Raw genomic sequence first — 24,017 nt, 5'->3', positions numbered from 1 at the left:
TAAAGAAAAAGTTATTAACAATTTGTTAAATTTGATTTATGATATCATAATATATAGATCATTAATCACATTGGAGTTGTGGGAGACAGGGAGGCAAAGGATGAAACAAATTACACGTTTTAAGAAAGTGCTAGTCGCAAACCGTGGAGAGATTGCGATTCGAATCTTCCGTGCATGTACTGAGCTAGGGATTCGAACAGTTGCCGTGTATTCCGAACAGGATAACATTGCCCTGCACCGCTTTAAGGCCGACGAGGCTTATCTAATCGGAGAGGGAAAAGGTGCTATTGAAGCATACTTGGACATTGAAGGAATTATTGAAGTGGCCAAGCGCCACGATGTGGATGCTATTCATCCAGGTTATGGATTTCTCTCGGAAAATGCTGAGTTTGCTCAAAGATGTCAGGAGGAAGGCATTGTCTTCATCGGACCGAAGCCAGAGCATATTCAGATGTTTGGAGACAAGGTTGACGCTCGTACCATGGCAATTAAGGCAGGTATTCCCGTAATTCCCGGAACTCCTGAACCGATTCAAACCCTGCAAGAAGCGATGTTCTTCGCGAAAGAGCATGGCTATCCGATTATTATTAAAGCGGCATCAGGCGGCGGCGGTCGAGGAATGAGAATCGTCCGTAATCAAGACGAGCTTCAAGAAGCGTTAGACCGCGCGAGATCAGAGGCGAAATCAGCCTTCGGAAATACAGCCGTATATATTGAAAAGTATCTGGAACGTCCGAAGCATATTGAAGTGCAAATTCTAGCTGACCGATATGGACATGTTGTTCACTTGTTTGAAAGAGACTGTTCTATTCAGCGTAGGCATCAGAAAGTGGTTGAAGTGGCGCCAAGCGTCTCTTTGCCTGAAGAACTTCGCAATGCCATCAATAATTCCGCTTTACAGCTTATGACGACTGCAGGTTATGTTAATGCGGGTACCGTGGAATACCTCGTCACCCCAGATCACAGCTTCTACTTTATTGAAGTCAACCCGCGCGTACAAGTAGAGCATACCATTACAGAAATGATTACGGGGATCGATATCGTACAATCCCAGATTCGCATTGCTGAAGGCTATGCCCTAAGCGATGAGGAAGTCGGCATCTCCGGTCAAGCAGAGATTACCACACGTGGATATGCAATCCAATGCCGCGTAACGACGGAAGATCCTGCCCGCGGATTTCTCCCGGAAACTGGACGTTTGTTAGCCTACCGTTCTGGCGGTGGATTTGGCATACGTCTAGATGCTGGTAATGGTTACCCAGGTGCGGTGATTACCCCTCATTACGATTCGTTGCTAGTAAAAGTTTCATCTTGGGCGATGAAGTATGAGCAGGCATCAAGCAAGATGCTTCGTACGCTAAAGGAATTCCGGATCCGTGGAGTAAAAACCAATATCCCATTCCTGGAAAACGTGGTGCAGCACCCTGATTTCCTCAGCGGACAATATGATACCTCTTTTATCGATACAACAACGGAGCTCTTTGAGTTCCCGAAACGCAGAGACCGTGGGACCAAGCTCTTAACCTATATCGGCCAGACGATTGTGAATGGTCATCCAGGTTTACCGAAAGGTAAGAAGCCTAGCTTCCCGAGTCCAAGAATTCCAGTGACCAGCTTTAAGCAAGAATACCCTAAGGGCACGAAACAAATCCTGGATGAGCAAGGACCAGCTGGATTAATTGACTGGATTAAAAAGGAAAACCGCTTATTAGTTACAGACACTACCTTCCGTGACGCCCAGCAATCCCTTTTTGCTACTCGCGTCCGTACGCACGATATGCTGCAGATTGCAGAAGCTACAGGTAAGCTTTCTCCTGACCTCTTTTCTCTAGAGATGTGGGGAGGCGCTACCTTTGACACCACCATGCGATTCTTGAATGAAGATCCATGGGAGAGGCTTCACAAGTTGAGAGAACAAGTCCCTAATGTCCTCTTCCAAATGCTGTTCCGCGGGGCCAATGCTGTCGGCTATACCAACTATCCTGATAATGTCATTCGCAAGTTTGTTCAATTATCAGCCAACGCTGGCATTGACGTCTTCCGTATCTTTGACAGCTTAAACTGGGTAGAGGGAATGAGGGTTGCCATTGATGCGGTTCTCGAAGCAGGAAAAATTGCCGAAGCTACGGTGTGCTATACCGGGGATATCTTAGATCCAAAGCGAGATAAGTATTCTCTACAGTATTACGTGAATCTAAGTAAAGAATTAGAGCGTACAGGGGCTCAGATTCTTTGTATCAAAGATATGGCAGGCTTATTAAAGCCGTTCGCAGCCTATGAGCTTGTCCGAGCTTTAAAACAAGAGATTGGTATTCCGATTCACCTTCACACTCACGAAACAAGCGGTAATCAGATGGGTACCTTGGTGAAGGCTTACGAAGCAGGCGTAGACATTGTAGACGTGGCGATCAGCTCCATGTCAGGTCTTACTTCCCAGCCAAGCTTGAACGGGCTCGTTTCTACCCTAAAAGGTCAACCAAGAGAAACCGGCCTTAACGAAAACAACCTGCAAAAATTAGCGGATTATTGGGAAGATGTCCGACAGTATTATGTAGGCTTCGAGAGCGAGATGAAGGCTACCACTACGGATGTGTATCAGCACGAGATGCCTGGCGGTCAATATACGAATCTTCACCAACAAGCCAAGGGCGTTGGCCTGGCTGACCGTTGGGACGAGGTCAAAGAAACCTACGCTACCGTCAATATGATGTTCGGCGATATCGTAAAAGTAACACCATCCTCTAAAGTTGTGGGTGACATGGCCCTATTCATGGTGCAAAATAACCTAACGGAGCAAGATGTATATGATAAAGGAGATCGACTCGATTTTCCGGAGTCTGTTGTTCAATTCTTCCAAGGCTATCTAGGACAACCGCCAGGCGGATTCCCGTCTCAGCTTCGAGACATTATCTTAAAGGGACGCGATTATTTTACTTGTCGCCCAGGAGAACTTCTTCCCCCTGTTGACTTCGATAAGGTTCAACAGGAGCTTGAAGAAAAGGTGGGTCATAGCGTAAGCGAGTTGGACATCATGTCATACATCATGTATCCGAAGGTATTCTTGGATAAAGAAAAGAACGCCAATGAGTTTGGTAAGCTTTCTGTCCTTGACACCCCTACCTTCTTCTATGGCCTTCGTCTCGGGGAAGAAATCTCTGTAGACATTGAGCAAGGTAAAACCCTGGTGGTGAAGTTGATCTCAATCGGAGAAATTGCTCCGGACGGAACTAGAACCATTTATTACGAGTTGAATGGCCAGCCTCGTGAAGTGACAGTCCGTGATCAATCGGCTAAAGTATCCGTTGAAGTTCGCCGCAAGGTGGATCCGACCAATCCCGAGCAAATTGGGGCAACCATGCCAGGTAAAGTACTCAAGCTGATGATCGAACCGGGAGACAAGGTTAAAAAAGGAGAGCATCTCATTGTTACAGAAGCGATGAAGATGGAAACCACTCTCCAAGCCCCATTCAATGCGGTGGTGCAAGCCATCCACGTGAAAAATGGAGATACCATTGAAACGGGCGACTTGCTCATCGAATTGACAAAAACGAAGTAATGATGCTTGCCTTTAGATAGCAGATCACGCTGTCTAAAGGCTTTTATTTTTGTTCAATGGAATTAGAGGAGTAAAAAAGGTTTGCTTGTATCAGACTAACGAAAGATCTTAACTTAAGGAGGCTCTTTCGAACATGACCATCCAAATTCGCGGCTATGATATTAATCATTTTGATAGGAATCATGAAGAAACAGACATTTTTTTTACAGGGATTGCCCATATGGAATATAACAATAAGATTGCTGATGTTGGATTTGAAGGGCGGCACGAAAAAGGCATGATCGGCTTTGTTGATTTCGATCTTAAGGACCCTGACCAAATTGATATACCTGAGATTCGGGAAAAAGCACCTGAGCTTCGCGACCTGTTATCCGAACATCTTTTAGAAAAGGGATATGAACCCGGGGAGTATCGAGAAGTTTTACAGCTTTAAAAAAAGGTAAAAGGGCTGACATGTTGTCAGCCCTTATTGAATGTCAAATGGATCCTCTGTACGTCCATTTTGACTCTTATTTCCTTTATTACCTTTACTGATCATGGTTTGCACCTTCTCAAGAAACTGGGGAGCCATATCCATGACACGGTCGTACAATTGATTGGTTCCTTCTAGAGGGATCGTTTTAATGCCGTTTTTACCTACAACAAGAAAAGCAACTGGGGTGATGGAAACACCGCCACCGCTACCTCCACCAAACGGCATGTCTTTGCCGCCAGGTTCCTTTCCCTTTTCCACCATTTCAAACTCGCTTCCACCTGCTGCAAATCCAAATCCTACCTTCGAGATAGGAAGAATGACGCTTCCATCGGGAGTTTCAACAGGGTCTCCGACAATGGTATTCACATCGACCATTTCTTTCAAATTCTCCATGGCTGTTTGCATTAAGCCCTGAATAGGGTGTTCTGCCATATTCCTTCACGCCCTTTAATTAGTTTGAATAGGATTCGCACGACTGCGATAATAGTGTTTCCTATACGGTAGCGTAGTATGCAAGTAAACTGGGTATCAATCTCAAGTGCATGGAAAGCAGGCACAATATTCATTCTTGGTGTGGTACGCATGGAAAGATAATGAGACATCACTCCAATGATGGCGGTCTTTATCCCCCAAAACAGGCCTGTAGCCATTCCCGTGGTGGCGGCATCCCCCAGACCTACCCGAGTATACCATTCTAACCTCTCACACCGTACACGGCTAAGCGTTTCTCTTGTCACCTCCTGAAGATCATGGGCTCTTAGTTTTAATCGGTTAAGGAACTCAAGTAACCTCTTGATCAATTGCCTTCTCAGGAAAAATCCTCCCATAGCCGGAGCAGGCTCTCTACCTACAGGGACGTCCGAAGAAGCTTGAGTCTTCACAGGTACACCTTCCATAAAAGAATTTAGATTTATCATCGGGATGTCAAACTTTAATGAAATTAGACCAAATAAAAATTGCAATTCCAGATGGATATGGTCATCGACCTTCCTTTTTTTGTACTGGATGATAATTTTAACGTTTGTCAGTAAGAAACTAATCCACATGGTTGTCCAAATCAAAAAGAACCATTTCATTCCGTTTTTTCCACCTCTAACCTAGTATGGACGGATGGTCTTATAATTACTCTAAAACGGCCAAACGGGTGACCCTATTGGTCACCCGTTTGTTTACGCTGTTCCTCAAGTTGGCGAAGTTCTACTCGACGTATCTTACCTGAAGAGGTCTTCGGCAACTCTCTTACAAACTCAATTTCTCTAGGGTATTTATAAGGAGCTGTCGTTTGTTTCACATGATCTTGGAGTCGAACCACCATTTCTTCTGTTTCTTCGGTTGTATCTTTTAGTATGACAAAGGCCTTTACGATGGACCCGCGAACCTCATCTGGACTAGCTACCACGGCACACTCCTTGACAGCGTCGTGTTTAATCAAGGCATCCTCGACCTCAAACGGTCCAATTGTATATCCTGAACTGATAATGATGTCATCTGAACGTCCCTCGAACCAAAAATTGCCGTCTTCATCCCTCTTCGCCCGGTCACCCGTAAGGTACCACTCGCCTCTATAAGCCGCTGCTGTACGCTCAGGATCATTTAAGTAGCCTTTAAACAGTGCGGGTGCACTCCGATGAACAGCGATATCTCCAACCTGTCCAGTTTCAACAGGACAACCATCTTCATCAATAATAGCCACTTGATTGCCTGGAGTAGGCTTCCCCATCGAACCGACCTTAAGCTCCATTCCCATGATAGTGCCTACAAGCAAGGAATTTTCGGTTTGACCATACCCATCGCGAACAACCACACCAAAATAATGCTTAAAGGTGTCGATCACTTGCCTATTCAAAGGCTCGCCCGCACTAACGGTACTGCGTAAATGCGGTAGCTTATAATCCCCTAATCCATCTACTTTGGCCATTAAACGATACTCTGTTGGGGTGCAGCAAAGCACATTGACCTGATAACGCTCTAGCAGTTGCAAATATTTCTTTGCATCGAATCGACCATGGTAAACAAAGCCTGTGGCTCCGGATCCTAAAGTAGAAATAAAAGGACTCCAGTTCCATTTGGCCCAGCCTGGTGAAGCTGTTGCCCATATGACATCGTTTTCCTTAACATCCAACCAAAGCTTGGCGGCTACCGCTTGATGCGCAAATGCCCAGCTATGATGGTGAATCACCCCTTTAGGGTTTCCGGTTGTACCCGATGTATAATTTAGGAAAGCTAGATCATCCGAACGGGTTTGTACAATCTCAAACTCATCTGCGAAAGAAGAGGTTAAAGTATCATACTCTATCCAGCCCTCGACAGCATCCCCTACGGATATCAAGTGTTTAAGTGCTCGGGCATCGCCTTTGACTTGATTAAATCGATCGATTAAATCATGGGAACAAATAACGGCCTTTGCCTTCGAATGCTCCAAGCGATAAAGAAGATCCTTAGGCATGAGCATTTCGGAGCCAGGAGAAATGACAAGGCCCATCTTAAGTGCTCCTAAATAGGCATAGTAGGCCTCAGGAATCCGTGGAAGGGTAATGATGACTTTGTCTCCTTTTTCTAGTCCTAGGCTTGTTAAGGCATTAGCCAATCGATTAGATTCCCTGCGCAATTTTAAATACGTGATTTCTTGAGTTTGTCCCGCTTCATCTTCCCATAATAAAGCCTTCTTCAATGGATTATTGGCATGACGATCGATGTCTGAAGCCATGTTGTAATATTCTGGTGCAAGCAGGTTTAAGTCCCATTCGTTCATCATCGTACTTCCCCTCTCCCCTCATTACCGAGCGAACAGTCGGTCAATTTTATGTATAGATGTAATCGGTTTCAACTTTATTTTACCCAAAATTTGATAATCTTACAAACATTTCTTTTTCTTATCCTTGTAAATGTTTACTCGTTCGTTGGAGATAATGACCAAATGGAGGTGTTGATCAGTGGAAGACCAAAAGAGATTGCAAGAGCTAATTGAGAAGGGAAAAAAGACTGCTTTAAACAATAAAGAACTAATGGAGATGATTAGTCTTCTTGGGCCGGAGGAGGCGATGAGGGCGGTTAAAGGCAAATGAAAAACAGGGCAACCCGAGGGTTGCCCTGCCTATGTGCTCCTGATCCATGAGGAGCGTTTTGCCATTATTGACGCATTCCGCTTAGTTGCTGTTCAGCAAATTGAACTAAACGCTTGGTGATTTCTCCTCCAACAGAACCGTTAGCACGAGCCGTTTGCTCAGGTCCAAGTTGAACTCCAAACTCTTGAGCAATTTCATACTTCATTTGATCTAGAGCTTGAGAAGCACCAGAAACTAGTTTTTGGTTGTTGTTCGGCATGTAATTCACCTCCTCTTGTGATGTAACCATATCGTTTCACAAAGAAGGTAAACTCATTCATCAAACCTTATTGTTAATTAATGGAAATTAAGTGATGTTAAGCATAATCTTTCCCACTTCCTCCGCAGAAGCGGGTTTAGCTAATCGTTTCATTCTCTCTATTTGAATGGCTAATTCCTGTTTACGGACCTCTATGAATTGATTAACTTGGATCTTCAATTCCTCTGAATTCCCCGCCGTCATCCCTACCTGTTCTTCAAGTAGGAACCGACTGTTTCGTTCTTCCTGCCCAGGGATCGGCCTGTAGATTAGGATGGGCAAATGGCAAGCCAGTGCTTCCGAGACCGTTAAGCCCCCTGGTTTTCCAATAAGCAAATCAGCGCTTTTCATCCATTCATGGATGTTACTGACATAGTCTAATAAGAGAATGGGATGAGGAAAAGCAGCATGAGCCAAATGAGATTCTACTTTCTTTTTGGCTTGCTGATTTGTACCCATTAATACCGCAACAAAGAGAGACTTATCTACTTGAGACAGGCCCTCGAGAATCTCCTCATAAGGCAAAATTCCCATTCCCCCTCCCGAAATCAAGACAAAACAAGCGTCTTTGGGAATGGAATACTTTTCTCTTATCCCTTCTCTACGAACAGGTTGAGAAAAAGAGGGATCAATGGGGATGCCCGTTACATGAATTTTATGAGCCTCGAGGGAAAAGTCTCTTATTATCTTCTCTTTCACATATTCAGCTCCAACAAAATAAGCATCGATCTTCTCATGAATCCAAAATGGATTCACCCAGTAATCCGTTAGGGCTGCTCCAAGCCTGAAACCATATCGTTCTTTTAACTCGGCCAAGCCGCCCAAACAAAAAGCATGAGTACTGATAATAATATTTGGACTCTCTTTTTCAATATAGGGGGCAATTTTCCTTGCAACAAAGCTGTTAAGCGTCTTTTTTCCCATTCGGCTCCACTCTCGATCTCGCTGATAGGCCCAACCCCACAATGGAGCGGCATGACGAATGGCGCCCATATACAAACGGCTTGACCACTTTTCTAGGGTGGGGCTGACATGGGATAGTGAACTATCAATTTTTATTTCTGCTTCAGGAGCATGAAGTCGGATCCCTTTCGCTACATTCTCTGCTGCTCTAGTATGGCCAGATCCGGCAATGGACTCCGAAAGGATCAGGATTTTCATAGCGGCACCTCACATGTTTTCACATGTATAACAGTATGCCCATCATTCCCTTTATTTTACATGATGAATGGTGATGATCGACTCTCTCCAGGACTTCCCTACTACCATTACAATGGCCGTGATGATAAATGGTATGATGGATTCCAAGCCAGACCAGTGGATTTTTGACAGCAAACTCACAACTAACGGATCCTCTAGAATCATTGTCGCAGCCGTATACGCCAAAACCCCAGAGCCAAAATAGATCAGAATAGGATAATCGTTCATCCATTTCGCTACAAGGGTACTCCCCCACATGAGCAGGGGTACACTTAGGAATAAACCAAATAATACGAGTCCAAGGCTTCCCTTAGCTGCTCCTCCAACAGCCAGTACGTTATCCAGACTCATGATAAAATCAGCAATAATTATTATTTTTACAGCTTCCCATGTATTTTTTCCAGACTGTATGGAAGAGGACTCTTCTTGCTGAATAAGCAGCTTGACCGCTATCCATACAAGCATTAGACCCCCAAAGAGCTTAATATAGGGAACCACCAATAGCCAAGTAGCCAAACCGGTGAAAAACACTCTTAAAGCTACGGCTCCAACCGTGCCCCACATGATGGCTTTTTTTCTTTGCGCAGGCGGCAGGTTCCGGCTAGCCATTCCTACTACCACTGCATTATCCCCACTTAAGACCAGATCGATGATAATAATATGAATAAATCCTGTAATAAACTCCCAGTCCAAAAGCATCCCCCTCTCGCTAAGACATATATATTTGCCTTGTCCTACTTTAATTCATAAAAAAAACTTGATCGGAGTAAATTCATAGTAGCCAGACCGCTTTTAGAGGAAGTTTTTTATGCCGATAGGAAGTTAGGTTTAAAAGTAAACCTAACTTCCTATGCGGAAAAAAAACTGCTTAGTGGGAATCAACCTAAGCAGTGGGTGGAAATAGATATTTACTTACAAACAAACCGATACTTTATCGATTACGTTATTTTCACCTGCCAATGCGTTTGACAAATGTACTCTTACTCTTCTCTAAGTTTAACTTTAATAAATTTATGATCGATTTGTACTTTGCCCTCTTTCTTTAACTGATTAAGAATACGGCTTGCCGTCTCTCTTGTAGTCCCCACCATATTGGCAATATCTTGATGGGTAAGTTCCATATCTAATTTGCCTTCCTCATTAGCCAATGACTGCAAAACACTCACGATTTTCTCCGTCATATCTTTGCTTAACACATGTGACAAGCGAGATTGAAGCCCACGGATCTTGGTATCTAGTTCTTGAAGAAGTTTCAAAGTAAGCTTAGGCTGATGTTCCAATAGATGTGTAAACTGTTGAACATACATGAAATAAAGCTCCCCTTCTTCTAATATCTCCGCTGTTGCTGGATAAGCACTTCCCCCGTACCAGCCAACGTGCGGAAACATATCCCCCTTTCCCAGTAAATTTACGATTTGTTCCCGTCCATCTTCGGACGTTTTATAGATCTTCACCCGTCCTTGATGAATAAAGTAGATAACCTCACAGGGGTCTCCCTCGTTAAATACAATTTCTTTCTTCCTTGCTTCCTTTAAGATCAGTAAGGCTGCAATTTGTTCGATCTCATCCTCCGTACAATGTTGAAACATCGGAATTTTTCCCAACATCATCCTAAGTGGCAAATTCATCCCATCTACCCCCAAACCGTTCAATATTCTCCCTACCAAGTATATCATGAAAAAACTACCATCAAAATTAAGGATTGAACTCGTCTTATTTTTTTGATATTTTAATATATATATTTTATTGTTTTTATGCTTTGCCGCAAAAAAGAGATAAAGAATCTTTATCGATTAACTAATCTTTTCAGACGACTTACACAGCCTCAAGGCTAAAGAGAAATCAGAGGGGGAATTTTAATGAGAAAGCAATGGAAAAAATGGGCAATGGGAATGCTTGGAGCCTCTCTAGCTCTATCCCTTACCGCTTGTGGTGGCGGATCGTCCTCTACCCAACCAGCTGCAACACCCGATAAGCCTGCAGAGAATACAACAAGTGCTCCTGCAGCCAGCGAACAAAAGCTAAGAATAGGGATAACCCAGATCGTTGAACATCCTGCCTTAGATGCAGCGAAAAAAGGGTTTGTGGACTACTTAAATGAAAATGGCTATAAGGAAGGCGAACAAGTAACTTACGACTTCCAGAGCGCTCAAGGTGACATGAATACAGCTACTACCATCGCCCAAAAATTCTCTGGGGATAAAGTAGATCTAATATTAGCGATTGCAACTCCAACCGCACAAGCTGCAGCGCAAGCGACAAAAGAAATTCCTATTTTGATTACAGCTGTTACGGATCCTGTTGCGGCTAAGATTGCCGCGTCGATGGATAAGCCAGGTGCCAATGTAACAGGGACATCAGATATGAACCCGATTAAAGAGCAGCTAAGCTTAATTAAAGAAGTGAAGCCCGAGGCCAAGAAGGTTGGCGTGCTTTACAATTCAGGAGAGACAAATTCTATTGTTCAGATCGAGCAGGTGAAAGCCCACGCACCAGAGCTAGGCTTTGAGATTGTGGAGCGCGCAGTAACCAATAGCTCTGAAGTAAAGCAAGCCGCTGAGTCTCTGTCCGGTATTGATGCGATCTACGTTCCTACCGATAATACGGTTGTTTCTGCCCTTGACGCTGTGTTAATGGTAGCTGAGAAGCTTAAAGTTCCAGTCATTGCAGGAGAATCCGAATCCGTTAAGAGCGGTGCGCTTCTCACCTACGGAATCGACTATTATGAACTAGGAAGACAAACAGGAGAAATGGCTGTCCGCGTATTGAAAGGTGAAACTAAACCAGCAGATATGGCCATTGAAACGCAGAAAAATCTTCAATTGTTTGTAAACAAGAAGGCTGCAGAACGTTTTGGTGTAACCCTTCCTCAACAGCTGCTAGATCAAGCTGATGAGGTCATTGAGTAACTGATTTGGGAAGGTTTCTCCTATGTGGAGAAGCCTTCTTTTTTTATCAATAGACTCGAATATTGTCTAAAAGTGTTCACTCCTTTTCCTTTGCATTTTGTTATACAATGATAGATAATCTTTGAGTTCACTTACGGATGCATAAAGGAGAGATTAGTTGTGGACCGTGTCAAATTCAACACGTTGATCCCGGAAAAGATTTTTATCGGAAGCGAGACCGATGCACAAGACATGGTTGACATTGCGAAATGTGACATCATCATAGATCTGCGGCAAGAGGCCTCTGGACCTTCTTTTTGTAGTAAGTCCACCGTGTGGAAACATATCGGCCTAAAAGACCATATCTCAGGTCAAGAAGAGTTGGTGAAGGAAGCCATACAGCTTGTCACAGATTTGTATCACCAGGACCATAGAATAGGGATCCATTGTGCCTCAGGTGTTTGTAGAACAGCAACCATAGCGATAGGTGTGCTCATTGAATTAGGGATTTGCAAGAAGATGAAAGAAGCACTAGAATTTGTGGAGATGAGCCGGAAGCAAACAGCGCTTCACCCCAGCCTAAAGAAAACCTTACAAAACTTATATAAATAGCTTCAAAACCGGTGCAAACCGGTTTTTGTTTGTTCACATCCTTAAATCACCATGGAGCAAAGATAGACGTTCTCTAGAGATATGGCTATAATAGCAATATGAATTCACGGAAAGGGGGCTCATTATGTCCTATCTTCCTTCAAAAGATAAAAAAGAAAGCTATGTTAGAGAGCTATTTAACAACATTTCAAGCGGCTATGACCGTACAAACCGTATGATGAGCATCGGCCAGGATGAAAAATGGCGCAGCATGGTGGTTAAGCGCTCGGAAGCTAAAAAGGGTGATCATATCCTCGATGTTTGTTGCGGTACAGCGAAGCTGTCCATGCAGTTAGCTTCAGCAGTTGCACCACATGGGAAAGTAACGGGACTCGATTTTTCGGAGAATATGATTGAAGTAGGCAAGCAAAACATTATCTCCCATCCTCACCATGATATCATTGAGCTCATTCAAGGCAATGCGATGAGCCTGCCTTTTGAGGATAATCAATTTGATGCTGTAACGGTGGCTTGGGGGCTCCGTAACGTTCCTGATCTGGACACCGCAATTCAGGAAATGATACGTGTTCTTAAACCGGGAGGCAAGCTGGTTTCGCTAGATATGTCCAAACCGGAAGCCCCGGTGTTTAAACAAGCCTATTGGCTCTACTTTGAAAAAATCGTTCCTGTAATGGGCCAATTCGGTGCAGGTAAGGCCAATGCATATCGATACTTTTATGAATCGGCAAAAGAGTTTCCTGATGCGGGAAAATTAGCTAACCGATTCCATCAATTAGGACTCAACGAAACCACATACAAAAACCTAATGGGCGGAACGTTAGCCATAGTAGAAGGACGTAAATAAATCAGTAAGGTTCACTTAGACTACACCAATAACGAGATAACCTAAACTCCAAAATAAACAAGCCTTCCTCTGTGACGATTTTATGGATATAATGAAAAAAAATGATCGGAGGAAGAAATGGATGCATAAATTAGCCTTATCTCTTATTGGCGGCTTTGTCCTCATCTACTTGCAATCTCTTTTAGTTATGAAGTGGAATGGTTATACATCCATTGTCTTCCAGGATATTTCCATGTTGTTTACCTTATGGGCTGTTAACGTATTTATTGTCTTTAGTGTCTTAGCTGGATTTCAAGGCAGCCCTGGGAAACCGAACCACAGACCTTCTGCATAAGGTCTGTGTTTTTTTTCATTAAAAAAAGAACCAACCCGTATACGGATTGGCTCTCCTCTTCCTACTTCTTCTCTGCAATCTCTTCTAAGATCTGTTGAACAAAGTCATTCAACGCCATTGTACCTAAGTCACCCTGCTCTCTTTTACGCACAGCAACTTGTCCATTTTCTGCTTCAGCCTTCCCGATCACAGCCATATACGGCATTTTCTCGAGCTGAGCCTGGCGAATTTTATAGCCGATCTTCTCGTTGCGATTGTCTAATTCAACGCGTACTCCCAGGCGTTTTAGCTTCTGGACAACTTCCTCCGCATATCCAGCAAGATCGTTGCTAATCGTTAGCACCTTCACTTGCGTTGGAGATAGCCAAAGTGGGAACTTACCCTCGTACACTTCAATAAGGTAAGCAGTCAGACGTTCCATGGTAGAAAGGATTCCACGGTGGATTACAACCGGACGATGAGGTTTGTCATCATCACCAATGTATTCCAACTCGAATCGATCTGGCAATAAGAAATCTAACTGGACGGTCGATAGGGTCTCATCCTTACCGATGGCTGTCTTCACCTGCACATCAAGCTTCGGACCATAGAAGGCCGCTTCCCCTTCTACTTCTTTATAAGGCAAACCTAGGTTATCCATGGCTTGCTTAAGCATGGATTGGGCCATTTCCCACAGTTCATCGTTTTGAACATACTTCTCTTTATCTTCCGGATCGCGATAAGACAAACGGAACCAGTAATCGGTAATGTTCAGATCCTTATACGCTTGTTGGATGAGCTGAACCGTACGGCTGAACTCTTCTTGTATTTGATCCGGACGGCAGAAAATATGCGCATCGTTTAGGGTCATTGCTCTCACGCGCTGGAGTCCAGAAACAGCTCCGGATGCTTCATAGCGGTGCATGGTCCCAAGCTCCGCAATTCGAATAGGAAGATCACGATAGCTTCTCTTCTCGGACTTGTACACCATCATATGATGAGGACAGTTCATCGGGCGGAGCACGAACATCTCATTCTCCATCTCCATAGGAGGGAACATATCTTCCTGATAGTGCTCCCAGTGTCCAGACGTTTTATAGAGCTCCACGTTCGCCAGAACTGGGGTGTAGACATGGTCGTAGCCTAAGCTTTCTTCTAAATCTACAATGTATCGCTCGAGGGTTCGGCGAATTTTCGCCCCATTCGGCAGCCAAAGAGGCAATCCAGGCCCTACTTCAGGCGTAGCCGTAAAAATCTTCATTTCCTTTCCGATTCGGCGGTGATCGCGTCGACGCGCTTGCTCTAAGCGGTCCAGATATTCAGCCAATTGCTCTTTCTTCGGCCAAGCCGTACCGTAAATACGGGTTAAGGAATCGTTCTTGGCATCTCCTCGCCAATAGGCTGCAGACAAGGACATGAGCTTAAAGGTTTTAAGGTACCCTGTGGACGGAACATGCGGTCCTCGGCACAAGTCTGTAAAATCCCCTTGGGTATATAGCGTGAGGACCGTATCCTCTGGTAGATCTTTAATGATCTCGATTTTATACTTATCTTCTCGCTCTAGGAAATACTGCAAGGCGTCGTTTCGGGAAATCTCTTTTCGCTCGATCTTCAGATTTTCCTTAATAATAGCCTGCATTTCTTTTTCAATTTGCTCGAATTCCTCGGAAGAAAAAGTACGGCCTGCCATATCGTAATAGAACCCATCCTCAATGACAGGGCCTATGGCTAACTTAACTCCTGGCCATAGGCGTTGAATGGCCTGTGCCATTAAGTGTGCTGTCGAGTGACGAAGCACTTCAAGTCCTTCTGCATCTTCCGTGGAAAACAGCTCTATTTTGCAATCCTCTTGAATGGGAGTCGTTAGATCAACTAATGTGCCGTTGATGCTTCCCACTACGGATTCTTTTTTTAATTTGGATGAAATCTGGCCAGCTAGGTCTCGTAAATTGATGCCGGCCTCAATCTCACGGACACTGCCGTCTTTGAGTTCAACCTTTACCATGGACATGCTTGTACACCTCTTTTTTTTCTCTTTTCATCATTAGTTCATCATACCGGAAATAGAGAGTAAAAGCTACATTGGTAAGCTTTTCTTTTTGGGCTATAATAAACTTGCTGAAAAAACATGAAATAGCCGGGGGAAATCCATGACTGCCGAAGAACTGCTGAAAGAATTAGGAGGAAAACGCCTCTTTGCTACTCCGGAAGAGAAACGGAAGCTCATCCATAAATTAGCCCAAGATACGAATCTGCTTCCTTACCCCATTCCTATTATTCTAGTTACTGGAACTTGCGGCAAGGGCTCAACAACATTATTTCTATCTTCCATTCTTGAGGAGCATGGGCTTAGTGTCGGATTAGTTCAAAGTCCTCATTTTATCTCGTTTAACGAACGAATACAGGTGGATCGGACGCCCCTGCCTGAGAACGAAATTCTTGCCCAAATTGATCTGCTTCTTCCAAGCTTTCTCCAAGCGGTAGAACCATCTGCTGCTCATCCGCTTGGCGCTCTGAACTACAATCAAGTTTTTCTCCTAGCAGGGCTGCATCTTTTTTTAATGAAACAAGTAGATTTTGTTATTCTAGAAACGGGAATTGGTGGGTATAACGATCCTGTTTCCTACTTTACTCCTGTACTATCCATCATCACGAATATATTCAAAGACCACGAGGCGGTCTTAGGTTCCACCTTCGAATTAATTGCTTACGACAAATCAGGAGTGATCAAAGAAGGAGTACCGGTTGTTACCGGAACTTCCGTTCCCGAAGCATTGCAAGTATTGAAAACTGAAGCGAATAAAAAGAATGCGCCCCTCTATTGTCTTCACTCAGACTTTTTCGTACAATTTAATCTTGGGAATGGCACTTATGTAGAGGAAGGGACGACCCTACCCTACCGCCTAGGTGTCGCTGGAAACTTTCAATGGGAGAATTCCGCCATAGCAATCAAGAGTTCGTTCATCCTTAAAGAGCTAGGCTACCCCATTGAATCTGACAACGTCGCTAAGGCATTAGTTAAGACATTCCTTCCTGGACGCTTTCAGATCCTGGATCGGTCTCCACTTACCGTCATTGATGGTGCCCATAACGAAGAAGAAATTCGGCGCTTTTGTGAAACCGTACGCCAGTTCGAATGCAACTGGCATTACTTTATCTTAGGTTTTTCCCAAGATAAGCAATTGGACCACATGCTAAAATGGTTTGATGGGCTTGCATCCACATTTTTATTTGTCCCTCATTCCAACACGATACGAGTAAAAGATCCAGTGGAGTTAGCCAATAATGCCAGACAAGCAAACAAAGACACACTTATCTTTGAATCCCTAGAACAAGCCTATGAATACGCCAATAAAAAAGCGAATGCATCAGATGGCATATTCTTCACAGGTTCTATGTTTATTGCAGGAGACGCCCTTAGGCTGTTGACTCAAACGGAGTAAAACCCCCCTCTATGAGAGAGACTAACAGATAACATTCATTGCCATGACGGAGGAATTTATGCACTCATCACCTATTGAACCATCTACCATCGTATTGTTCGGAGCTACCGGGGACCTAGCTAAAAGAAAGCTTTACCCTGCTATCTTCAGCCTCTATCAACGAGGACTACTGCCAGCATCTTTCTCAGTTATTGGCGTAGCGCGTAAAGACTGGTCGAACGAAACATTTAGAGACCATGTTCTTCATTCTCTTAAAGAATTTGGCCGCTTCTCTGCCGAAAAGCAAGGACTATGGGAAGCCTTTGCTGACAAGCTTAGCTATGTGAGCGTTGATCTGCAAAATGCGGCAAGCTACATAAAATTAAAGAATGAATTAACAGAAACTGAGCAGCGTAGCCAGCTTCCTGGCAATCGCGTATTCTATCTCGCGATCTCGCCCGAGCTGTTCGGTGACGTCTCGAATAATCTAAAATCGAGTGAGCTCTTAGAAACGAATGGTTGGAAGCGACTGGTGATTGAAAAGCCCTTCGGTCATGACTACCAATCGGCCAATGAACTCAACGATAAAATTCGATCCGTGTTTCGCGAGGAAGAGATCTATCGGATCGATCATTATCTCGGTAAAGAAATGATCCAGAATATCGAAGTCATTCGCTTTGCTAACTCCTTTTTTGAGCCTTTATGGAACAATAACCATATCGCGAATGTGCAAATCACTTCAAGTGAAACCGTAGGAGTAGAGGAACGTGGCGGTTACTATGAAAAATCTGGAGCCCTAAGAGATATGGTTCAAAACCATATGCTTCAAATGGTCACTATGATCGCGATGGAACCGCCTAGCCGGCTCGTGACGGAGGCGATTAGAGACGAGAAAGTAAAGGTGCTGCGATCCTTACGCAGATTTTCCGAAGATGAAGTCAAAGATTATGTGATTCGTGGACAATATGACCGTGGTCAACTAGCCGGTAAAGATATGGCTGGCTATCTCGAAGAAAGTGGCGTAAATCCTCATTCCACAACCGAAACCTTTGTATCTGCTAAGCTCTATATTGACAATTTCCGTTGGGCTGGTGTCCCTTTCTATATCCGTACGGGGAAAAGAATGCCAAATAAGGCTACAGAAATTATTATTCAGTTTAAGACACTTCCGAAGAATCTTTATTTCAATAAACAAGGGAATCTTGAGCCTAACCTTTTAAGCATCCGGATCCATCCACAAGAAGGGATCTACTTTAAGCTCAATGCGAAAAAGCCAGGTACGGATGGCATCCTTTCCCCCATCCCGCTGGATTTCTGCCAGAATTGTGAAACGGGAATCAATTCACCGGAAGCCTATGAAAGACTTCTCCACAATTGTCTCGAAGGAGATTCTACCTTCTTCACTCGATGGGACGAAGTTTCCCTGGCATGGAAATTTGTAGATCCTATTTCTGCAGCTTTCTCGCAAGGAAAAACCGAGCTTCATCGCTACGCTGCAGGAAGCTGGGGACCAGAGGCTTCTGCTCAAATGCTGACACAAGATGGGTTCCGCTGGTGGCCGGTCAATGGACAGGAAGAATCCACAGCAGGTAATGAATCCTACTTTGTTAGAGCCTAATTTTACAAACACGAAAAAACTCCCGTTAACGCCTAACGGGAGTTTTTCCTTTACTGCACGTTCATCACAAACCAGATGCCTCCAGCAATCAGTAGTAGTCCAAAAGCTAAAAACCCGATCATGATATAGTAAAGCGGCTTATTATTTCTTCTGCGTCGAAAAAACTCATCCACGCGGCTCTTCCCCTTCTCTCTTTGGCCGTGGAGGTCTCGGTCCAAAATATTGATAATAATCTACTTTGATATTACCGTTAAACAACTTTCTCTTTTTGCTTGCCCTTCTCCCGAACAATTCCTCAAACTTCTCATTAGAAGTAATCACATAGTAGGACCAGGTGTCTAGGGCTTGGAAAACCCTACCCATCTCTCGATACAATAGCTCGACTTCTTTTTCTTCCCCGAGTCGCTCTCCATAGGGAGGATTACAAATGATCTTACCATATTTCTTGCTTGAGCGCAGATCTCTTACATCCATTCGCTGGAAGTGGATATGTTCCCCGACCATGGCTTCTTCCGCATTCCTTCTTGCGACCTGTAAAACCTCTTCATCATAATCCGTCCCCATAATCTGAAGAGGTTGATCATATCTGGCTAGATCATGCGTTTCTCTTCTGGCTTCTCGCCAAATTTCTTTAGGAATGATAGGCCAGTTTTCTGAAGCGAACTCCCGGTTCATTCCTGGAGCAATATTTTGGCCAATTAGAGCGGCCTCAATCGGTATCGTTCCAGACCCGCAAAATGGGTCAATTAATGCTGTATCCGGTCTCCATTTCGAAAGCAGTATGAGGGCAGCTGCCATGGTTTCCTTGAGGGGAGCTCCACCGATTAAGGTACGATAACCCCGTTTATGTAAGGCTGTTCCACTCGTATCGATCGTTAAGGTCGCGACATCCTTAAGCAAAGAAACCTCAATCCGATATAATGGACCACTTTCCTCGAACCATTCTTTTTTATATTTTTGCTTCATATGTTCGACAATCGCTTTTTTCACGATCGCTTGGCTATCTGAAATGGAAAATAGCGTCGACTTGACCGACTTCCCATCTACGGGAAATTGAGCGTCCACAGGAAGCCAATCTGACCAAGGAAGGGCCTTTGTTTTTTCAAATAGCTCATCGAACGTACGAGCCTCGAACTCACCTACCTTTAATCGGATGCGATCTGCGGTCCGCAGCCATAAGTTTGCTTTCGGTATCGCTTCAAGACCTGCTTTGAACGTGACTTTTCCGTTTTCTACTACCGCATTTTCAAAACCTAGGGAACGAACCTCTTCTCCAACCACAGACTCTAAACCAAAGGTCGAAGTCGCAATTAATTCCACAATCTGACTGCTAGACATACCCTTCTCTCCTATCCACAAGGCGTAATGAAAACATTATACTATTACTCAAACCTGTTTCCAAACGAAAGATGGAGGTTTATACTTAGTGAGTACGCTTGTAACTGAAAGGGGACGTTTAGTTGAAATTCGCCTACGTAAGTGTAAATGTAGCAACCGTATGGACCCAGCCCAATCTGCAGCGAGAGATGGACTACTATGCAACGACCAATCCAACCGATTTGCCTGCTTGGCTTTCAGGCTTAACCCATCAAGACCGCATTTGGTTTATTGATGAAAATATTTTACAAACCCAACTACTATATGGTTCCCAAGTCATTGTGACAGAAGAGTCAGGAGATTGGAGTCACATCCTGATACCCGACCAGTGGACACCTAAGAATGAAACGGGATATCCTGGGTGGGTTCCTACACTGCAGTTGACCTATAACGAAGACTATCACCTACTCTATACCCAAGCACCTCACACGTGGGTTACCGTACCTCAAACTTCTCTAAAGAAGGAGAACGGCCTAACCCTCTCCTATTTGACTCACCTCCCTTTTATTAGAAAAGACGAGGAACAGGTTTGGGTGAAGCTGCCTACGGGAGAACAGGGAGCCCTTGCTGCTTCCGAAGTTAAAGTCAGAGAAGGAGAACACGCTCCCTACCCGTTGCTTGAGAAACAAGACGGGGATAAAATTGTGGAAGCAAGTAAGCCTTTTCTTGATCTTCCCTATCTATGGTCCGGAATGTCTAGCTTTGGCTATGATTGCTCGGGATTCTCACGCACCATGCATTTGGCCAATGGAATTTTGATCCCTCGGGATGCCTCTGCGCAATTTAAGTTCGGTAAGGAACATGGGATGGAGGTACAGAAGGAGGACTTGCTGCCTGGTGATCTTGTTTATTTTGCGAATGAACGAGGATTTGTTGACCATGTGGGGATTTATGCTGGTGACGGAGAGTTCTTGCATGCTTCGAACTCTAATTACGTAGTGAAGATCCAACCGCTATGGGAAGGCAAATACTTAGAGAAATATTGCGGGGCCATGAGATTTTGGTAAAGAAAACTTGGCTGGCGCCAAGCCTTGGCGCTGAAACTCCACTTGACGTTCTTTATGTCAAATGAGTTGTGCGGCAGCCTAGTTGCCCTTATGCAGATAAAGAATTCTAATATTTTATAAATTCTTATCTGCTAAATGAAAAAAGAGCAAGTCTTAGAAAAGACGTGCTCTTCCTTTTTTATTTGCCCCACATCTGCAGTACCATTTCTGCAATTTTTCCTCCCAAGTAAAGACCAAAGATTCCAAGTACAGCAGGCAAGACCGGTGGGGCCGGAATAGGAAGCTTCATTAATTTAAAAATAATCCCCACTAAGATTCCAGCAAGGATAGACATCACGATCTCTCTCATCGTAGTACCTCCCAGCTATTCGACAATGACATCATATATTAGAGTCGGTGGCTCTACTGGCTCCTGCGTAAGGATAAATGCTTGAGTGGTTCTGTTCACTATATCCGAGTAGTCCGCTGAACCGTTCACGTGCAAGACAGCTAGAACATCCCCTGCTTTGACTGGAGCTCCTACCTTCTTCTTTAAAACAACCCCCACAGCTAGATCAATGGGATCCTCCTTGGTCTTTCTGCCTGCACCTAACATCATGGCAATATGACCAATGCTCTCTGCCTGTATAGACTTAATATATCCATTTAAGCTTGCTTTCACTTCGATCTGGCGATTAGCTTGAGGAAGCTTCTCGGGATGATCAACGATGCTCGAATCGCCCCCTTGCGCCGCGATAAACTCCTTAAGTTTATGTATCCCTTCACCAGACTTCAATACCGACTGCAGCTGGTTATAGGCCTCTTCAAAGGTTTCTGCCCGTTTCGCTAGGTGTACCATGTGTGCACCCAACACTAAGCAGAGCTCTGTTAAATCCTCTGGACCTTCACCTCGCAGGGTGTCGATGGCCTCTTTCACTTCTAAAGCATTTCCTACCGCAAATCCCAAAGGCTGGCTCATGTCACTGATGACAGCAACTGTATTGCGACCCACATCCTGCCCGATGCGCACCATGGTCTGTGCCAGTTCTCTTGACCCTTCAATCGTCTTCATGAAAGCGCCGTCCCCGGTCTTAACATCGAGCACGATGGCATCCGCTCCTGAAGCAATTTTCTTGCTCATGATAGAGCTAGCGATAAGCGGAATGGAACTCACAGTGGCCGTGACGTCACGAAGCCCATATAGCTTTTTATCCGCAGGAGTGAGGTTCCCACTCTGTCCAGCAACCGCAACCTTATATTTATTAACGATATCAATAAACTGTTCTTTGGTTATTTCCGTATGAAAACCTTCAATCGATTCTAATTTATCAATGGTTCCTCCCGTGTGTCCAAGTCCGCGTCCCGACATTTTTGCTACAGGAACGCCGACAGCTGCTACTAGCGGACCTAACACAAGCGTAGTCGTATCTCCAACACCGCCGGTACTGTGTTTATCCACTTTCACTCCCTCAATCCCTGTCAGGTCCACTACATCCCCGGATTGAACCATGGCCATGGTCAGATCCGCAATTTCCTGTGCATTCATTCCCTGGAAGTAAATAGCCATGGCCCATGCCGCCACTTGGTAATCGGGTATGCTCCCTTGGGTATATCCATTAATAATAAAGTTGATTTCTTCCTTGGATAACGTAAGACCATCCCTTTTTCTTTGGATCAGATCCACCATTCTCATGTGTGTCACCTCTAACTTCAAGCTATTTTGGATCATTTTACCACAATTGCGATATAAAAAAACTGGCCTTTTTCTCAAATGGCCAGTTCTCTTCTTTTTTAATCTCTTCCGTAGCTGACATCCTTCGTAGGATGCATGAAGGGGACTCCTCGAGGATTGATTCCTTCTTCAATCATTTCAGCATTTTCGGCTGAATTATTTCCGATATCATTTGTCGGATGCACCCATTGATCCCCAGCCATAATAGCAGGGTCCACATCCGTGCTCCAGTTGTTTAATGGAGAATGGGGTGAATCATAGAAGCTATCCCCAATGACGACCCCAAATTCATTGACAAAGGGCTCCGTTGCATCTGACTTCGATTGCTTATAATCGGGAGCATGAACTTGATGCGGAATGGTTTGATCCATGACAGGAGAGTTTAGTGAAACCTTTTTAGGCTTCTGTTCTTTGCTACTCATGTCCATCACCTCTTTCAAGGAGTATCCTTAGTGTAGCCACTCCTTATCGGGTTAATGTAGACAACTTTTCCCTTGGAATCAAGCCCATCTTTTCCTTTACATCAATCATTTTCTTCTCAGCGAAGGCAGATGCATGCTCGGCTCCAGTTAGCAAAATGCGGTCTAGTTCATCGGATTCAACCAGCTCACGATAACGGGCTTGGACAGGCGCCAGGAATTGAACGACGGCTTCGGCTAATTCACTTTTAAAGGTGCCATACCCCACGCCTTGATATCGGGAAACCAAATCCTCAACCGAAGCGTTAGCACAGAAGGAATAGATGGTTAACAAGTTGCTGATCGCGGGCTTATTCTCGACATCAAAACGAATCTCATTTTCCGAATCCGTTACGGCTCGCTTAATCTTTTTGATAATTTTCGCGGGTTCATCCAACAAGGCAATGTAGCTTCCCTCGTTAGGATTGCTCTTGCTCATCTTTTTCGTTGGATCATCAAGTGACATGACGCGCCCGCCTACTTTTGGAATCATCGGCTCTGGCACCACAAACGTTGTTCCAAACCGGTTATTGAAACGTCCAGCAATATCACGCGTGAGTTCTAAATGCTGCTTCTGATCCTCCCCTACAGGTACATGGGTGGTATCGTACAGCAAAATGTCGGCCGCCATCAAGGCAGGGTACGTAAACAAAGCAGAGGTAACTACATCTTTACCAGTTGACTTATCCTTAAATTGCGTCATTCGCTCCAATTCACCCATATGTGACACGCATTGCATCAACCAGCCTAGCTCGGCATGTTCTTTAACTTGAGATTGAACGATTAGTTTCGATTTTTGCGGGTCAATGCCGACGGCTAAAAACAAAGCGGCCAGTGATCGAACATTATTTCTTAAAGCCACAGGATCTTGAGGAACGGTGAGGGCATGTAGGTCAACGACACAAAAAATACAATCGCCCTCATCTTGAAGCTCCACAAATTGACGCATGGCTCCGATATAATTTCCTAATGTAAGCAAACCGCTTGGTTGGATACCTGAAAAAATCTTCTTCTTGCTCATCATTCCACTCCTTTTTTTCTTGAAAATACAAAAAGCCCCTCATCCATAAGGGACGAGGGACCGTGGTGCCACCCTTGTTGATCTGAACAGAAAAAAATTAAAGTTCAAATCATCTCTATGTCTTCGATATCGGGAAGACACTCCGCCAAAGC

At 44.4% G+C, this 24,017-nt stretch carries 24 protein-coding genes and 1 other annotated feature (1 of these 25 only partly in view); of the genes, 10 read left to right on the top strand and 14 right to left on the bottom strand.

Going from position 1 to position 24,017, the window contains the following annotated elements:
- Positions 1–100: 100 nt before the first annotated feature.
- Positions 101–3,556: a pyruvate carboxylase gene (gene pyc, locus EIZ58_RS00225; RefSeq protein ID WP_134698521.1), complete on the top strand. Its 3,456-nt coding sequence runs from the start codon at positions 101–103 to the stop codon at positions 3,554–3,556.
- 133 nt (positions 3,557–3,689) lie between these two features.
- Positions 3,690–3,989 (top strand): hypothetical protein, encoded by a 300-nt coding sequence (locus EIZ58_RS00220; protein ID WP_134698520.1) that lies wholly within the window; start codon positions 3,690–3,692, stop codon positions 3,987–3,989.
- 33 nt (positions 3,990–4,022) lie between these two features.
- Here the strand turns inward: EIZ58_RS00220 and ytfJ are convergent, their stop codons facing one another.
- From ytfJ to mbcS, 3 genes are all read right to left on the bottom strand, one after another.
- Complete coding sequence (gene ytfJ, locus EIZ58_RS00215) at positions 4,023–4,463, bottom strand: GerW family sporulation protein (protein ID WP_134698519.1); 441 nt, start codon at positions 4,461–4,463, stop codon at positions 4,023–4,025.
- A complete protein-coding gene (locus EIZ58_RS00210; RefSeq protein WP_134698518.1) occupies positions 4,436–5,107 on the bottom strand; it encodes a DUF2953 domain-containing protein in 672 nt (223 codons plus the stop codon). Before EIZ58_RS00210 ends, ytfJ begins: the two co-directional genes overlap by 28 nt.
- Before the next feature lie 74 nt (positions 5,108–5,181).
- Positions 5,182–6,786, bottom strand: coding sequence for an acyl-CoA synthetase MbcS (gene mbcS / locus EIZ58_RS00205; protein WP_240688901.1), 1,605 nt, complete (start codon positions 6,784–6,786; stop codon positions 5,182–5,184).
- Positions 6,787–6,964: 178 nt separating this feature from the next.
- Between mbcS and EIZ58_RS34685 the strand changes: the two genes are divergently transcribed.
- On the top strand, positions 6,965–7,096 hold the full coding sequence (locus EIZ58_RS34685; protein ID WP_255438087.1) for a hypothetical protein: 132 nt from the start codon (positions 6,965–6,967) through the stop codon (positions 7,094–7,096).
- Positions 7,097–7,160: 64 nt separating this feature from the next.
- Here the strand turns inward: EIZ58_RS34685 and EIZ58_RS00200 are convergent, their stop codons facing one another.
- From EIZ58_RS00200 to EIZ58_RS00185, 4 genes are all read right to left on the bottom strand, one after another.
- Positions 7,161–7,355, bottom strand: a complete 195-nt coding sequence (locus EIZ58_RS00200) for an alpha/beta-type small acid-soluble spore protein (RefSeq protein ID WP_134698517.1) — start codon at positions 7,353–7,355, stop codon at positions 7,161–7,163.
- Between the two features lie 87 nt (positions 7,356–7,442).
- Complete coding sequence (locus tag EIZ58_RS00195) at positions 7,443–8,555, bottom strand: MGDG synthase family glycosyltransferase (RefSeq protein WP_134698516.1); 1,113 nt, start codon at positions 8,553–8,555, stop codon at positions 7,443–7,445.
- 51 nt (positions 8,556–8,606) lie between these two features.
- The gene (locus EIZ58_RS00190; protein ID WP_370297581.1) at positions 8,607–9,293 is read right to left on the bottom strand and encodes a TerC family protein; all 687 of its coding nucleotides are present in this window, start codon (positions 9,291–9,293) and stop codon (positions 8,607–8,609) included.
- Between the two features lie 281 nt (positions 9,294–9,574).
- Positions 9,575–10,222: a Crp/Fnr family transcriptional regulator gene (locus EIZ58_RS00185; RefSeq protein WP_167577409.1), complete on the bottom strand. Its 648-nt coding sequence runs from the start codon at positions 10,220–10,222 to the stop codon at positions 9,575–9,577.
- 231 nt (positions 10,223–10,453) lie between these two features.
- Here EIZ58_RS00185 and EIZ58_RS00180 point away from each other — a divergent pair, with 231 nt between their 5' ends.
- The 4 genes from EIZ58_RS00180 to EIZ58_RS00165 all read left to right on the top strand — a co-directional run bounded on the left by EIZ58_RS00180 (position 10,454) and on the right by EIZ58_RS00165 (position 13,272).
- Positions 10,454–11,503, top strand: coding sequence for an ABC transporter substrate-binding protein (locus EIZ58_RS00180; protein WP_134698513.1), 1,050 nt, complete (start codon positions 10,454–10,456; stop codon positions 11,501–11,503).
- Positions 11,504–11,662: 159 nt separating this feature from the next.
- A complete protein-coding gene (locus EIZ58_RS00175; RefSeq protein ID WP_134698512.1) occupies positions 11,663–12,094 on the top strand; it encodes a protein-tyrosine phosphatase family protein in 432 nt (143 codons plus the stop codon).
- A gap of 124 nt (positions 12,095–12,218) precedes the next feature.
- Positions 12,219–12,938, top strand: coding sequence for a demethylmenaquinone methyltransferase (locus EIZ58_RS00170; protein WP_134698511.1), 720 nt, complete (start codon positions 12,219–12,221; stop codon positions 12,936–12,938).
- 121 nt (positions 12,939–13,059) lie between these two features.
- On the top strand, positions 13,060–13,272 hold the full coding sequence (locus EIZ58_RS00165; protein ID WP_134698510.1) for a hypothetical protein: 213 nt from the start codon (positions 13,060–13,062) through the stop codon (positions 13,270–13,272).
- A 61-nt stretch (positions 13,273–13,333) separates the two neighbouring features.
- On the opposite strand, the gene thrS is transcribed toward EIZ58_RS00165, so the two are convergent.
- Positions 13,334–15,262, bottom strand: coding sequence for a threonine--tRNA ligase (gene thrS / locus EIZ58_RS00160; protein WP_134698509.1), 1,929 nt, complete (start codon positions 15,260–15,262; stop codon positions 13,334–13,336).
- Between the two features lie 139 nt (positions 15,263–15,401).
- Here thrS and EIZ58_RS00155 point away from each other — a divergent pair, with 139 nt between their 5' ends.
- Positions 15,402–16,694 carry a bifunctional folylpolyglutamate synthase/dihydrofolate synthase gene (locus EIZ58_RS00155; RefSeq protein ID WP_134698508.1) on the top strand — a complete coding sequence of 431 codons (1,293 nt, stop codon included), beginning with the start codon at positions 15,402–15,404 and terminating at the stop codon, positions 16,692–16,694.
- Between the two features lie 58 nt (positions 16,695–16,752).
- A complete protein-coding gene (gene zwf / locus EIZ58_RS00150) occupies positions 16,753–18,291 on the top strand; it encodes a glucose-6-phosphate dehydrogenase (RefSeq protein ID WP_240688900.1) in 1,539 nt (512 codons plus the stop codon).
- Positions 18,292–18,341: 50 nt separating this feature from the next.
- Here zwf and EIZ58_RS34680 read toward each other — a convergent pair whose 3' ends face one another.
- Both EIZ58_RS34680 and EIZ58_RS00145 read right to left on the bottom strand, forming a co-directional pair.
- On the bottom strand, positions 18,342–18,464 hold the full coding sequence (locus tag EIZ58_RS34680; protein WP_255438085.1) for a hypothetical protein: 123 nt from the start codon (positions 18,462–18,464) through the stop codon (positions 18,342–18,344).
- The gene (locus tag EIZ58_RS00145; RefSeq protein WP_134698506.1) at positions 18,457–19,629 is read right to left on the bottom strand and encodes a THUMP domain-containing class I SAM-dependent RNA methyltransferase; all 1,173 of its coding nucleotides are present in this window, start codon (positions 19,627–19,629) and stop codon (positions 18,457–18,459) included. The genes EIZ58_RS34680 and EIZ58_RS00145 overlap by 8 nt, the downstream gene beginning before the upstream one ends.
- A 122-nt stretch (positions 19,630–19,751) precedes the next feature.
- On the opposite strand from EIZ58_RS00145, the gene EIZ58_RS00140 reads away from it, so the two are divergent.
- Entirely contained in the window at positions 19,752–20,675 is a 924-nt protein-coding gene (locus tag EIZ58_RS00140) for a C40 family peptidase (protein ID WP_134698505.1), read from the top strand.
- A gap of 178 nt (positions 20,676–20,853) precedes the next feature.
- Here EIZ58_RS00140 and EIZ58_RS00135 read toward each other — a convergent pair whose 3' ends face one another.
- The 4 genes from EIZ58_RS00135 to trpS all read right to left on the bottom strand — a co-directional run bounded on the left by EIZ58_RS00135 (position 20,854) and on the right by trpS (position 23,868).
- A complete protein-coding gene (locus EIZ58_RS00135) occupies positions 20,854–21,024 on the bottom strand; it encodes a XapX domain-containing protein (protein ID WP_134698504.1) in 171 nt (56 codons plus the stop codon).
- 15 nt (positions 21,025–21,039) lie between these two features.
- On the bottom strand, positions 21,040–22,347 hold the full coding sequence (locus tag EIZ58_RS00130; protein ID WP_134698503.1) for a pyrimidine-nucleoside phosphorylase: 1,308 nt from the start codon (positions 22,345–22,347) through the stop codon (positions 21,040–21,042).
- 98 nt (positions 22,348–22,445) lie between these two features.
- Positions 22,446–22,814, bottom strand: coding sequence for a DUF3905 domain-containing protein (locus EIZ58_RS00125; RefSeq protein ID WP_134698502.1), 369 nt, complete (start codon positions 22,812–22,814; stop codon positions 22,446–22,448).
- Between the two features lie 37 nt (positions 22,815–22,851).
- Positions 22,852–23,868: a tryptophan--tRNA ligase gene (trpS, locus tag EIZ58_RS00120; RefSeq protein WP_134698501.1), complete on the bottom strand. Its 1,017-nt coding sequence runs from the start codon at positions 23,866–23,868 to the stop codon at positions 22,852–22,854.
- A gap of 42 nt (positions 23,869–23,910) precedes the next feature.
- Positions 23,911–24,017 (bottom strand) — a binding site (T-box leader) (it continues 126 nt past the right edge of the window).

The sequence above is a fragment of the Ammoniphilus sp. YIM 78166 genome, assembly GCF_004522215.1.
Classification (GTDB): domain Bacteria; phylum Bacillota; class Bacilli; order Aneurinibacillales; family RAOX-1; genus YIM-78166.
The sequence above is the reverse complement of the archived record's forward strand: the minus strand, read 5'-3'. Positions and strand labels throughout refer to the sequence as shown.

Bases quoted from the DNA above. Each gene is read 5' to 3' on its own strand.
- pyc (WP_134698521.1), top strand. From the start codon at position 101: ATGAAACAAATTACACGTTTTAAGAAAGTGCTAGTCGCAAACCGTGGA.
- EIZ58_RS00220 (WP_134698520.1), top strand. From the start codon at position 3,690: ATGACCATCCAAATTCGCGGCTATGATATTAATCATTTTGATAGGAAT.
- ytfJ (WP_134698519.1), bottom strand. From the start codon at position 4,463: ATGGCAGAACACCCTATTCAGGGCTTAATGCAAACAGCCATGGAGAAT.
- EIZ58_RS00210 (WP_134698518.1), bottom strand. From the start codon at position 5,107: ATGAAATGGTTCTTTTTGATTTGGACAACCATGTGGATTAGTTTCTTA.
- mbcS (WP_240688901.1), bottom strand. From the start codon at position 6,786: ATGATGAACGAATGGGACTTAAACCTGCTTGCACCAGAATATTACAAC.
- EIZ58_RS00200 (WP_134698517.1), bottom strand. From the start codon at position 7,355: ATGCCGAACAACAACCAAAAACTAGTTTCTGGTGCTTCTCAAGCTCTA.
- EIZ58_RS00195 (WP_134698516.1), bottom strand. From the start codon at position 8,555: ATGAAAATCCTGATCCTTTCGGAGTCCATTGCCGGATCTGGCCATACT.
- EIZ58_RS00190 (WP_370297581.1), bottom strand. From the start codon at position 9,293: ATGCTTTTGGACTGGGAGTTTATTACAGGATTTATTCATATTATTATC.
- EIZ58_RS00185 (WP_167577409.1), bottom strand. From the start codon at position 10,222: ATGAATTTGCCACTTAGGATGATGTTGGGAAAAATTCCGATGTTTCAA.
- EIZ58_RS00180 (WP_134698513.1), top strand. From the start codon at position 10,454: ATGAGAAAGCAATGGAAAAAATGGGCAATGGGAATGCTTGGAGCCTCT.
- EIZ58_RS00170 (WP_134698511.1), top strand. From the start codon at position 12,219: ATGTCCTATCTTCCTTCAAAAGATAAAAAAGAAAGCTATGTTAGAGAG.
- EIZ58_RS00165 (WP_134698510.1), top strand. From the start codon at position 13,060: ATGCATAAATTAGCCTTATCTCTTATTGGCGGCTTTGTCCTCATCTAC.
- thrS (WP_134698509.1), bottom strand. From the start codon at position 15,262: ATGTCCATGGTAAAGGTTGAACTCAAAGACGGCAGTGTCCGTGAGATT.
- EIZ58_RS00155 (WP_134698508.1), top strand. From the start codon at position 15,402: ATGACTGCCGAAGAACTGCTGAAAGAATTAGGAGGAAAACGCCTCTTT.
- zwf (WP_240688900.1), top strand. From the start codon at position 16,753: ATGCACTCATCACCTATTGAACCATCTACCATCGTATTGTTCGGAGCT.
- EIZ58_RS00145 (WP_134698506.1), bottom strand. From the start codon at position 19,629: ATGTCTAGCAGTCAGATTGTGGAATTAATTGCGACTTCGACCTTTGGT.
- EIZ58_RS00135 (WP_134698504.1), bottom strand. From the start codon at position 21,024: ATGAGAGAGATCGTGATGTCTATCCTTGCTGGAATCTTAGTGGGGATT.
- EIZ58_RS00130 (WP_134698503.1), bottom strand. From the start codon at position 22,347: ATGAGAATGGTGGATCTGATCCAAAGAAAAAGGGATGGTCTTACGTTA.
- EIZ58_RS00125 (WP_134698502.1), bottom strand. From the start codon at position 22,814: ATGGACATGAGTAGCAAAGAACAGAAGCCTAAAAAGGTTTCACTAAAC.
- trpS (WP_134698501.1), bottom strand. From the start codon at position 23,868: ATGATGAGCAAGAAGAAGATTTTTTCAGGTATCCAACCAAGCGGTTTG.